This window comes from Pseudomonas sp. S5F11, from assembly GCF_019641515.1.
In the GTDB taxonomy this organism is placed as follows: Bacteria; Pseudomonadota; Gammaproteobacteria; order Pseudomonadales; family Pseudomonadaceae; genus Aquipseudomonas; species Aquipseudomonas rhodesiae.
Genome location: NZ_JAIFJZ010000001.1, coordinates 3,312,122 through 3,324,424 on the forward strand (window position 1 = coordinate 3,312,122; position 12,303 = coordinate 3,324,424).

The 12,303-nt window shown below is 61.3% G+C and carries 9 protein-coding genes; all 9 read right to left on the reverse strand.

The window, feature by feature from the left end:
- Positions 1–190 precede the first annotated feature (190 nt).
- Positions 191–2,377: a glycoside hydrolase gene (locus K1567_RS14895; protein ID WP_220698606.1), complete on the reverse strand. Its 2,187-nt coding sequence runs from the start codon at positions 2,375–2,377 to the stop codon at positions 191–193.
- Between the two features lie 257 nt (positions 2,378–2,634).
- Positions 2,635–5,694: an efflux RND transporter permease subunit gene (locus K1567_RS14900; protein ID WP_034095332.1), complete on the reverse strand. Its 3,060-nt coding sequence runs from the start codon at positions 5,692–5,694 to the stop codon at positions 2,635–2,637.
- Entirely contained in the window at positions 5,691–6,761 is a 1,071-nt protein-coding gene (locus K1567_RS14905; RefSeq protein ID WP_034111293.1) for an efflux RND transporter periplasmic adaptor subunit, read from the reverse strand. The genes K1567_RS14900 and K1567_RS14905 overlap by 4 nt, the downstream gene beginning before the upstream one ends.
- Complete coding sequence (locus K1567_RS14910) at positions 6,758–7,840, reverse strand: efflux RND transporter periplasmic adaptor subunit (RefSeq protein WP_220698607.1); 1,083 nt, start codon at positions 7,838–7,840, stop codon at positions 6,758–6,760. The genes K1567_RS14905 and K1567_RS14910 overlap by 4 nt, the downstream gene beginning before the upstream one ends.
- Before the next feature lie 208 nt (positions 7,841–8,048).
- Positions 8,049–8,900 carry a transporter substrate-binding domain-containing protein gene (locus K1567_RS14915; protein WP_034095329.1) on the reverse strand — a complete coding sequence of 284 codons (852 nt, stop codon included), beginning with the start codon at positions 8,898–8,900 and terminating at the stop codon, positions 8,049–8,051.
- The gene (locus tag K1567_RS14920; protein ID WP_034095328.1) at positions 8,897–9,673 is read right to left on the reverse strand and encodes an amino acid ABC transporter ATP-binding protein; all 777 of its coding nucleotides are present in this window, start codon (positions 9,671–9,673) and stop codon (positions 8,897–8,899) included. The genes K1567_RS14915 and K1567_RS14920 overlap by 4 nt, the downstream gene beginning before the upstream one ends.
- Positions 9,670–10,329, reverse strand: a complete 660-nt coding sequence (locus K1567_RS14925) for an amino acid ABC transporter permease (protein ID WP_034095327.1) — start codon at positions 10,327–10,329, stop codon at positions 9,670–9,672. Before K1567_RS14925 ends, K1567_RS14920 begins: the two co-directional genes overlap by 4 nt.
- The gene (locus K1567_RS14930) at positions 10,310–10,975 is read right to left on the reverse strand and encodes an amino acid ABC transporter permease (RefSeq protein WP_034095326.1); all 666 of its coding nucleotides are present in this window, start codon (positions 10,973–10,975) and stop codon (positions 10,310–10,312) included. Before K1567_RS14930 ends, K1567_RS14925 begins: the two co-directional genes overlap by 20 nt.
- Positions 10,976–11,438: 463 nt before the next feature.
- The gene (locus K1567_RS14935) at positions 11,439–12,221 is read right to left on the reverse strand and encodes a MetQ/NlpA family ABC transporter substrate-binding protein (RefSeq protein ID WP_034095325.1); all 783 of its coding nucleotides are present in this window, start codon (positions 12,219–12,221) and stop codon (positions 11,439–11,441) included.
- Positions 12,222–12,303: the final 82 nt, after the last annotated feature.

Here is a 12,303-nt window from a genome sequence, read left to right on the forward strand (position 1 = left end):
TGTAAACCTTATTAGCAACCTGAAAAAATGCGGTTTTTGTGGTGAGCGGGCTTGCCCCGCGCTGGGGCGCGGAGCGGCCCTCTCTACAGACACTGCGGTGTGCCAGGCAAAAGCGGTTGCCAGGTTTTAGGGCCGCTTCGCAGCCCAGCGCAGGGCAAGCCTGCTCACCACAACAAGCCCCCTCCCACATTTACTGCACCTGATACATCACCGGCGCCGCACCCACCGGCAGTGCGGTGACACTGCGCGAGGCATAGCCTTCTCTTCCGGTAGCGGAGAAATTTGCCACCAACCGCGTGCCATCGGCAAAGGTGGTCTGTTGCAGCTGCCTATCCGCCGTCAGCCAGCGAAAATCAGTCATGGCCTGGGTCGCCAGGCGCTGGTGCAACGGACGGAAAAATGCGTCCTGGCGCTGGATCGCCGGCAGGCGCTGCGCCAGGGTGGCGGCGCTCAGGTGATACAGCGGCGGCACGTTGTAGAGCAGTTGGGTCAGTTCGTTCTCGGCCCGTACGTTGCTCAGTTTGAGGCTGTCGAACAACCAGTGATGGGTGGTGATCACCGAGCCATGGAACACCGCCTGATATAACGGCAGGCGCAGGGTCGGATCGAAATACACGCTGCGCAGCGACGCTTTCAATGGCACCGGCTTGAAAAACACCGCCGGTTGTTCTGGCGGGTACCAGTTGCCGACGTAGTACGGCGACTGCTTATCCTGGGTCATCTCACGGTCGCCCCAACCAAGCACCGGTGTCTGCATGCCATGGGCGAACAGGATGCCCTGGGCGGTGACAGCGTTACCGTCTTCGGAGCCTGTGGGTAACTTCAGCACGGTATTGAGCCAGCGCACGGCGTCGATATTACCCGCGGCGTTTTGCGCCTGGGTCATCGGCGCGCCAGGGCGGTAGCTGTCGAACAGCATGCTGGTGGCGTAGGCATCCAGAAACCAGGCATTGAAACCGGCCTTAGCCTGCACGGCCTTCACTCGCGCTTCCAGCAGCGGCCGCATACAGCGCGGGTCGGTGTAGTGGCCGGATTTCTGGAAACCGCTTTTGTATGTGCCGTCTTGCAACACGATGGCGCAGTCGCGATACGCCTTGCGGCCCAGGTGGGCGGTGGTCCAGTCCGGGTTTTCCGTGGCCGACAGTGCGGTTTCGTAGGAGTCGTAAGGGGCCATCAAGTAGCCGGCCTGCACTGCGGCGCGAATCGCTTCGGGGTGCCAGAGGCCGCCCTCCCAGCCTTCGCCCAGGGTCACCAGCAAACGCGGCAGGCCGCTGTTGCGCAGGGTTTGAAGGGTCTTGCCGCCCCAGGTGGCCGGGTCGGCGCTCAACGCCCCGGCGAATGCCACCGCCAGTTCTGCGCGCAGCTCGCCATAACGTGCGGCCAGCCGGGTCATGTCCGGCTCGTCGACTTGCCAGCTCTGCCGCGCCTTTTTATTGATCGCCGCGTTGAAGCTGCGCAGCACCACGCTCTGCTCGTAGGGATTCAACGGGCGGGATTGCGCCAGGATCTGCGTGGCTTCCTTGTCCAACAACGCCTTGAGTGCATGGGCGCGCAGCTGCTTGAGCAACAGCGGCCAGTCACGCACATCGTTCGGCGCCAGCAGGTCATTGCCCCACAGGTAGACGTGGCTGGCGCCCAGCAATTTCTGCGCCTCGGGGGTCTGTTGCAGCTTGTCGTCGAGCGTCTCATAACGGCCCTGCTCGACCAGCCATTGACGATAGCGTTTGGCGCCGGCGAGGGGGTCCGCATCGCCCAGGTACAGGCGCAGGGTCATTGGGGTATTGGGGTCCAGCGCGTTGAATTCATGGGCCAGCGCCAACCCCACACCGGCACCTTCAGCTTGCCATTGCAGGCGGTTGTTGTAGGGGTTGGTGAGCAGCCAGTTCAGCGTGAAACCGCCGTGATCCATACCCCACAGCGGCAGACTGAGGTCCTGGGTGGTGTTGAACGCGCCCTGCTCCAGCAGGAACGCTTGCCATACCGCATTGCCGGTGGGCACGTAATGCCCTTCGGCCAACGGCCAGATCAGTCCGTTGCCCATGGCCTCTGCCGGTTGTTGCAGCAATGCCAAATGCCCTGCTTGGCGCGCGGTGATGCTCAGCAGCAACTCGCGCTGCTCAAGGCGTGCGCTGAGGCGATAGGCGCCGTTGTCCCACTGCCAGCTCGCTTGCTCGGCGCTGCTTTGCAAGTCGCTGACGGCATGCGCGGTGACGCCGCTGGAGGCTTGCACACTGGCCTGACCCGACGGTGTCACCCGCAGCGCCAGGGTGGCGGGGTCCAGTTCGACGCGCCACAGCGTGTTTTCCAATAGGGCGCCGGCAAACGCCATGGGCGACAGCAAGCAGAAGACCAGCAGGGTAAGACGCAGACGGTTCATGGTGGGCAACCGTTGAAGAGTGAAACCAAGAGGGTAAAACACTCAACGGTAGACGGGGTAACAAATGCCCTGATGACGATCAAACGTGGGGGGGCGGTGCGACGATTCGGCGTGCACCCGATAGCGATGCGTCAGTGATAGCTGGCCTGACTGAACCACTGCTATCGGGGGCAAGCCCCCTCCCACATTTTGAGCCGGTTCTTTCAGTTAATACTGAGGAGGGCGACTGGCATTAGTGCAAGCCCCCTCCCCCATTTCTAAACGGTTTTTTCTTCAGGCTTGGGCTCGCGAATCTTGTACCACGCCACATACAGCGCCGGCAGGAACAGCAGCGTCAGCAAGGTGGCGATGATGATGCCGCCGATCATCGCGTACGCCATCGGCCCCCAGAACACTTCGCGGGCAATCGGGATCATGCCCAGGCTCGCCGCAGCGGCCGTGAGCAGAATCGGCCGACGGCGGTGCTCGGTAGCCTCCACCACGGCATCCCACGGCGTGTAGCCGTCGCGCTCATAGGCGTCGATCTGCGTCACCAGGATCACCGAGTTACGGATGATGATGCCGATCAACGCCAGGATGCCGAGGATCGCCACAAAACCCATGGGCGTGCCGGTGGGAATCAGGGCCAGCACCACGCCGATCAGCCCCAGCGGCGCAACACTGGCCACCAGGAACATCTTCTGCACGCTGTGCAACTGGATCATCAGGAACGTCGCCATCAAAAACAGCATCAGCGGCACCACGCTGGCGATCGGGCCCTGGGCCTTGCCGCTTTCTTCCACGGTACCGCCGGTGGCGACTTTGTAACCCACCGGCAGGCCGGCGCTGAACTTGTCGATCTCCGGCTTGAGCTGCTTGACCAGGTCGGTCGGCTGCATCTCATCGCGCACCGAAGCTTTGATGGTGATGGTCGGCAAGCGGTCGCGACGCCACACCAGCGGCTGTTCCAGCTCATAGCGCACGGTGGCAAACGCCAGCAGCGGGATCGACGTGCCGTTGGGCGTGACGATCTGCAAATTCTGCAGGGTTTCCGGCGTGCCGCGCTCTGCGTCTTCGGCGCGGCCGACCACGTTGATCAGGTAGATATCGTCGTGCACCTGGGTCACCGACGCGCCGCTGACTACGCTGTTCATCAACTGCGCGACATCTTCGGAGGACAGCCCCAATTGCCGCGCCTTGTCCTGGGCGATGTCGATGCGCAGCACTTTGCCTGGCTCGTTCCAGTCGTAAATGATCTCGCCCAAGTGGGTGTTTTTATCCAGCAGAGTCGCCAGTTCGATGGCGTGTTTGCGTACCTGGTCGGTGTCTTTGCCGGACACCCGATACTGAATCGGACGCCCTACCGGCGGGCCCATTTCCAGCGGCTGCACATAACTGCCGATACCGACGAAGTCATCGCGCAGACGCTTCTGCAGGCGTGCGATCAACGCGCCGCGTTCTTCCAGGCCTTTGCTGACGATTACCAACTGTGCGTAGTAAGGGTTTTCCAGTTGCTGGTCGAGGGGCAGGTAGAAACGAATCGCGCCCTGGCCGATGTAAGTGCTCCAACGGGCGATGTCCGGGTCGTCCTTGATGATCGCTTCCAGGCGGTCGACGGCCTTGCGCGTCTCGTTGATCGAAGCGTTCTGCGGCAGGTTGAGGTCCACCAGGATTTCCGGGCGATCCGACGACGGGAAGAACTGGTTCTGCACGAACTGCATGGAGAACACCGACGCCACGAACAACCCCACGGTGATGCCAATGGCCCACCAGCGGTTGCGCATCGCCCACAGCATGCCGCGATTGAAACCCCGGCCAATGCGCCCAGGCTCGGCGTTGTGCGGCTTCACATTGGCGCTGAGGATATGCACGCCGATCACCGGCGCAAACAACACCGCCACCACCCACGACACCAGCATCGCCACGGCGATCACCGCGAACAGGGTGAAGGTGTATTCCCCTGCCGAGCTGGCATTGAGGCCGATGGGCACAAAGCCGGCCACGGTGACCAGCGTACCGGTGAGCATCGGGAACGCGGTCGAGGTGTAAGCGTACGTGGCCGCCTGGGCCTTGGTTTCGCCTTTTTCCAGGCGCGTGATCATCATCTCCACGGTGATCATCGCGTCGTCCACCAACAGGCCGAGGGCGATAATCAACGCGCCCAGCGACACGCGCTGCATGGTGATGCCGCTGTATTCCATGAACACGAACACCAGCGCCAGCACCAGCGGAATCGAACACGCCACCACCAGCCCGGCACGCAGACCGAGGCTGATAAAACTCACCACCAGCACGATGATCACCGCCTCGAACAACGCACTGGTAAAGCCGCCCACGGCTTCTTCCACTACTTCGGCCTGGTCGGAAACCTTATGCACGCCAACGCCTACCGGCAGGTCGGCGGTCAGCTCGTCCATGCGCTCATGCAAGGCTTTGCCGAACGACTGGATATTGCCGCCCTTCTGCATGGCGATGGCCAACCCGATGGCGGGCTTGCCGTTGTAACGGAACATCGGCCGCGCCGGGTCGACGTAGCCACGGCTGATCTCGGCGATATCCGCCAGGCGATAGAAACGGTCGTTGAGGCGCAGGTTGACGTCGGCCAGGTCCTTCTCCGAGGCGAACTGCCCCGAGGTGCGCACCGAAATACGCTCCGGTCCGGCTTCGATCACCCCGGCCGGGGTCACGGCGTTCTGGGATTGCAGGCTCTGCACCACTTGGCGCTGGTCGATACCCAGGGCCGCCAGTTTGCGCGTGGAGAAATTCAGGTAAATCACTTCGTCCTGCTGGCCGATCATCTCGACCTTGCCCAGCCCCGGCACTGCCCGGATTTCGGCACGCACCTGTTCCACGTAGTCGCGCAGTTGGCGCATCGACAGGCCGTCGCCGGTAAAGGCGTACACCGACCCGAACACGTCACCGAACTCATCGTTGAACGATGGCCCCTGCAAGCCCTGGGGGAAGGTGCCGCGAATATCGTCGATCTTCTTGCGCACCTGGTACCAGATTTCGGGGATGGCCTTGGCGCTGGTAGTGTCCTTGAGGAACACGAACACCGTGGACTCGCCTGGCCGCGTGTAGCTTTTCACGTAATCCAGAGAGTCGAGTTCTTCGAGTTTTTTCTCGATGCGGTCGGTGACCTGCTTGAGGGTTTCTTCTTGGGTTGCGCCCGGCCAGCGGGTCTGGATCACCATGGTCTTGATGGTGAACGACGGGTCTTCTTCGCGCCCCAGGTTCATATAGGAGAACACGCCCATCAGCAGCGCGACGAACATCAGGTACCAGACGAAGGACTGATGCTTGAGGGCCCAGTCGGATAAGTTGAAGCTGCCTTTCATCGCGGGCTGTCCTCGTCGATTTTGACTTTCTGCCCGGGCTTCAGGCTGTTCACGCCGGCGGTGACGATGCGCTCGCCGGGTTTGACGCCGCCGTTGATCAAGGCGCTGCCGGCCTCGCGGCTGATCACCGTGACGTCGCGCGGCTGCACGCTCTGGTTTTGCGTGTCGAGCAGCCAGATGCGAGTGGCGCCGTCCACCTCCTGCAAGGCGCTTACCGGCAGCTCGATGCGCGGCTCAATGGCGGTGCTCAGGGTGACGCTGATGGCGGTGCCGAGGCGGAACGCTGGTGGTGTTTCGGCCAGCGTCAGGCGCGCGCGACGGGTACGCGTGGCGCTCTGGGCCTGGGGCTCGATTTCACGCACGGTGGCGGTGGTATTGACGCTCGGGTCCAGTTGCCCGGCAACCAGAAACACCCCATCCGGCGGCAGGCGCTCGGCCAGGCCGGCGGGCAGGTCGATCACCGCTTCCTTGATATCCGGGCGCGCCAGGGTTACCACTTGTTGGCCGGCGCTGACCACCTGGCCGGCCTCGGCATTCCAGGCGGTGACGATGCCGGCGTGGTCGGTGCGCAGTTCGGCGTAATTGAGCTGATCCTTGGCCTGGTTGACCGAGGCCTGAGCCTGGTCGAGGGAGGCCTGGGTGGTTTTCAGGTCGGTCAGGGCCACATCCAACTGGGCCTGGGCGCCGACGCCACGGTTGAACAGTTCCTGCTGGCGCCGGGCATTGGCCTGGGCATTGATAAATTGCGCCTGCACCCGCGCCAGGTCGCCCTGGGCGGCGCGCAACTGGTTCTGCTGGTCGGTGGGGTCGAGCACGGCCAGCAAGGCGCCCTTCTCCACTTCGGCGCCCACATCCACCAGGCGACGGGCGATGCGGCCGGGCACGCGAAAGCCCAGGTTACTTTCGTAACGGGCCTGGATGGTGCCGGCGAAGCGGCCGAGGTTTTCTTGGTCTTCAGCCTTCACTTGCATCGACAGCACCGGGCGCACCGGCTCGGGCGCGGGCTCTTCTTTGGAGCAGGCCGCCAGCAACAGGCCGGCGGCGAGCATCAATACCAGACGCTTCATGGCTGGGCTCCTGGCTGGGCAATCTCGACCTGCATACCGGGGTGCAACAATTGCCCGCCGGCCACCACGACTTTTTCACCGCCCTTGAGACCCTCGCTGAGGATGACTTTGCCAGTGAGATAGCGGGCCACGGTGACTTTATGCAGCTGCACCTTGCCGTCGCCGTCCACCAGCCACACCGCCGGTTCGTTGAGGTCCTTGGTGAGGGCCGACCACGGCAGTTCCACACTGGCCTTGGCCGGGCCATTGGCAGTGGCGCTGACAACCGAGCCCAAGTGCATGCCTTCGGGCAGCGCCTGCAGGGCGATTTTCACTTGCACGGTGCCGGTGTTGGCGGCCACGGCGGGAGTGACTTCGCGCACCTTGCCCTGCACCTGAATGCTTGGGTTGTCCAGCAGGCTGACGGTGATCGGCGTATCGGTCGACGGTTCGACCAGCAGCGATTCATATACGTTGAACACCGCATCGCGCTCGCCGTCGCGAGCCAGGCTGAAAATCGGCATGGTGGCCTGCACCACTTGGCCTACCTCGGCCTGGCGCGCGGTGATCACACCCGGCGCATCGGCCACCAGCGCGGTGTAGCCCAGTTGTTCACGGGCATTGGCCAGTTGCGCCTGGGCGGCGGCCAAAGCGCTTTGGCTGCTGCGCAACGCCGCCTGGGCCGAGTCGTATTCGCTGCGGCTGGTGTAGCCCTTGGGCAGGAGTTTTTCCTGGCGCACAAAGGCCGCCGCTGTCTGCTTGACCCGCGCCTGTTCAGCCACGACCTGGGCCTGGGCCGAATCGACGTTGGTCTGCAAGTCTTTGGGATCAAGCCTGGCCAGCACTTGCTTGGCGCTGACGCGGTCACCCACATCCACCATGCGCTGGATGATCTTGCCGCCCACGCGAAAGGACAGATCGGTTTGCACCCGCGCCTGGATATCCCCGGTCAGCGTGACCGCCGCGGCGAAATCCGCTGGCTCCACGGTTTGCACAAACACCCGGGAATGCGCCTTGGGCTCGGTGTTTTCCTGACCGCAACCGCTCAAGAACGCGACTAAGCCAAGACCGAATATACAAGTGGAAATACGACCGCCCATGCAGTCTCCTTTTGCGTGATGCCGACGTGCCAGTGTGTATGCGACTGTCAGCTTAGATCAGGGTTCCTTATCTGCATGGGGAAGAGAGTATTGAGGTGATTTCACCGGCCTCATCGGGGGCAAGCCCCCTCCCACACTTTGATTTATGAATACATTCAAATGTGGGAGGGGGCTTGCCCCCGATAGCGGTACAACAGTCAGCGCAGAACTAGCCCTGCCATTTGCCGCCTTCGACAATCACACTGTCAGGCGGGGTGTCATCGCTGAGTTCTTTACGTACGTATTGGTCATACAGTTTGAGCAGGAATTTCTCCTCGCCCAACTTCGCCAACTCGGCGTTCACCCAATCACGCAGTTCGATATTGCCCTTCTTCACTGCCGGCGCAATTGGCGCCTCGTCGCCGAGCTTCTCTTCCAGCACGCGGTAGCCTGGGTTCTGCTTGGCCCAGCTGAACAGCACCAGGTTGTCCTGGGCGTAGGCATCGCCGCGACCGGCCGCCAGCGCTTGCAGGGATTCTGAGTTCTTCTCGAACTTGAGCAGTTTCCAGTCCGGGTGGTTTTTGGTCAGCCAAATATCGGCGGTGGTGCCGGTGGTGACGATGAGGGTGCGGGTCGCCAGGTCATCCAGGTGCTTGACCGGGCTATCGTTGGGCACCAAGGCCTGCACCGCGACTTTCAGGTTGGGGTGGGTGAAGTCCACCGCTTCCTTGCGCTCCGGGGTGACGGTCATGTTGGCCAGGATCAGGTCGACCTTGTCGCTTTGCAGGAACGGAATACGGCTGGCCGGCTCCACCGCGACGAATTCGACTTTGTTCTCATCGCCCAGCAGGTCCTTGGCGAAACGACGGCCAATATCGGTATCGAAGCCGACGTAGCGCCCGGCCTCGTCCACAAAGCCGAACGGCGGTTTGTCAGTGAATACGCCGACGATCAGCTTGTCGCGCGCCTTGATTTTGTCGATGTAACTCGCAGCAGCCACAGGTTTTGCAGGCTCTTCGGCCTTTTTATCGCAGCCGACCAGCAGAGCGACGGCCACCAGGGGCAGTAGTAGTTTTTTCATAGCAATTCCAGTTCCTTGATCTTCTTGGGCAGTGTTGAAACAAAGGAGAACTTCTCCAGAAACTGCTGCGCGCGTGCGGTCTGCGGGTTCGTAAAGAATGCCTCGGGGGTGTTGTGTTCGAGAATGCGACCGGCCTCCATGAACACCACGCGGTCGGCGACGGCGCGGGCGAAGGCCATTTCGTGGGTGACGATCAGCAGCGTCATACCTTCGCGGGCCAGGCCCTGGATCACCTCCAGTACTTCCTTGACCATCTCCGGGTCGAGGGCCGCGGTGACTTCGTCAAACAGCATGACCTGGGGGTTCATGCACAACGAGCGGACGATGGCGATACGTTGCTGCTGACCGCCGGAGAGCTGACGCGGGAAGGCGTCGCGCTTGTCCGCCAGGCCGACACGCGCCAACAGTTGTTCAGCCTGCTCGCGGGCTTCGTGCAGGTTGCGTTTTTGCACTTTCAGCGGGCCGAGCAGCAGGTTGTCGAGCACACTCATGTGCGGGAACAAGTGGTAGCTCTGGAACACCATGCCGATGTCCTGCCGCACCTGGCGCCAGTCGGTGTTTTTATCCAACAGCTCCTGGCCGGCAAACCGCAAGCTGCCGCCGTCGGCCACTTCCAGGCCGTTGAGGCAGCGCAGCAAGGTGCTTTTGCCGCAGCCGCTGGGGCCGAGGATCACCACCACTTCGCCGCTGTGCACGCTCAGGTCGATGCCCTTGAGTACCTGCTGCTCGCCGAAAAATTTGTTGAAACCCTGAAACTCGATCAATGCGCTCATGCTTGGGCCCAGCGCCGTTCCAGCACCTTGGAGGCGGCCGACAACGGGTAGCAGATAAAGAAGAAAAACAGAAACAGCGCGCCGTAGATCAACACCGACTCATAGGTGCGCTCGATGATTTGCTGGCCGACCTTGATCACGTCCACCACGCCGATCAGCACTGCCAGGGAGCTGGTCTTGATGATGCGGGTGTAGACGTTGATGGTCGGCGGGGTCATGCGTTTAAGTGCCTGTGGCAGCAGCACGTAGCCGTACAACTGCGGCGCCGACAAACCAATCGACAAGCCCGCCTCGCGCTGGCCGCGGGGCAACGAGTGCAGGGCGCCACGCACTACCTCACCGACTTCGCTGGCGCCCCACAGCGATAGCACCAGCACCGCGCACCAGAAACTGGGGAGGCTGAGGCCGAAGAAAATCGGCAACCCGAAAAACAACAGGTACAACCACACCAACACCGGAATCGCGCGGAACAGTTCCAGATAGACGCGCAGCACCGCGTTGATCGCCTTGTTATTCAAGGTGCGCAGCACGCCATACAGCACGCCGCCCAGGGTGCTGAAAACGATGCTCAACACCGAGATCGACAAGGTCTGCGCGGCGCCCTTACCCAGTTGTGGCAACGACACCCACAACAATTCAAGACCCGAACTGGCCATGCTGGAGCCTCCTTTCCAAGCGGCTGAGCAGCAGCGACAGCGGTAAAAACAACAGCACGCAAATCAGCGTCAGCACGGCGAGCATTTCGTAGGTTTTGTAATAGAGGGCGATGTAGCTCTTGGTGGTGTAAAGAATTTCCGGCACCGCCACCGCAGAAACTACGGTGGTCTCCTTGAGCAAAAAGATGAAATTGGCGAACAGTGCCGGCAGGCTGAGAATGCCGGCCTGGGGCAGGATCACATGGCGCAGCAGTTGCCAGTCGGACAGGCCGATGGACTTGCCCGACTCGATCTGCGCCAGCGGCACCGCTTCCACGCCGGCGCGCAGCACTTCCGTGAGGTAGGCGCCGCCAAGAAACGTCATGGTGATGATCGCGGCCCAAAACCCGGAGATATTCACGCCCAGGGCAGGCAAGGCGAAGTACACGAAAAACAGCTGGATCAGCAGCGGTGTATTGCGCGCCAGCTCCACATACAACGCCACCAGGCGCGACAGGTACGGCGTGCGAAACACCAGCAGCGCCGCGTTGATCAGCGCTACAAGCAATGAGGTGGCGATGGCGATCAGGCCCACTTGCAGCGTGACACCCACAGCGTTCAAAAACGCCGGCAGGGTGCTGAGGATAAAAGCGAAATCGAAGGTCATTTGCAGTCCATGACGCCGCAGGGTAGAGCGGCGCGTGCTATCCAAGCCAACGTGGGTAACGCTGGGTAGCACGAACTTTAAAGGTATAAAAAGTAAAATTTAAATACCTAAATAGCATATTGATATCACCCAAAAAGATAACCTCGGGATTCGCGGAGTGAACGGGCGGCGGCTATGGTTGAGGGGTCTGTGTTTCGAGGGAATAAACAATGAACAAAGCGAAACCGATTGATCCGCAGGAGCTGGTGAAATGGTTGGTGGCGTTGCGCAGGGCGATCAATAGCCGCGCGCTCTGACACGCTGAAGTTTCACTGTGAGATAAAGATCTAATGTGGGAGGGGCAAGTCGAATCGTCGCACCGCCCCTCCCACATTTTGATTGCACTCCAGATTCCACACATAAAAAAACGCCGACGCTATGTGAGCCGTCGGCGTTGAAACCTTGAAGGGGGTTTTGGCTTACATCAGAACGCCGGCACGACCGCACCGTTGTACTTCTTCTCGATAAAGGCTTTGACTTCCGGGCTGGTCAGGGCCTTGGACAGTTTCTGGATTGCATCGCTGTCTTTGTTGTCCGGGCGGGCTACCAGGAAGTTCACGTAAGGCGACTTGGCGTCTTCGATGATCAGCGCATCTTTGGCCGGGTTCAGGCCGGCTTCCAGGGCGTAGTTGGTGTTGATCAGGTCCAGGTCGACCTGGTCCAGCACGCGGGGCAGCAAGGCCGATTCAAGCTCTTTGAATTTGAGGTTTTTCGGGTTGCTGGCGATGTCTTTCGGTGTAGCCAGGGCGTTGGTCGGGTCTTTGAGGGTGATCACACCGGCTTTCTGCAGCAGCAACAGGGCACGGCCGCTGTTGGAGCCTTCGTTCGGGATGGCCACGGTGGCGCCGTCTTTCAGCTCTTCAATTTTCTTGATCTTTTTCGAGTAACCGCCGAACGGTTCAACGTGCACGCCCACCACGGTCACCAGGTTGGTGCCCTTGCCCTTGTTGAAGTTTTCCAGGTACGGCAGGGTCTGGAAGTAGTTGGCATCCAGGCGCTTTTCAGCGACTTGCACGTTGGGCTGCACGTAGTCGGTAAATACTTTGATTTCCAGGTCCACGCCTTCCTTGGCCAGGGTTGGCTTGACCAGCTCAAGGATCTCGGCATGCGGGATCGGGGTGGCGGCCACCACCAGTTTCTCGTTGGCCTGGGCGAAGCTGGCAGTCAGGGCAGCGGCGAGTGCGGTAAACAACAGAACCTTTTTCATGCAGTGTCCTTATCGACATTCGGAGGGCGTCTCTGACGACCGTTTGTTAAGTGAGGTGCCAGCGAAGTGCTATCGCGGCATG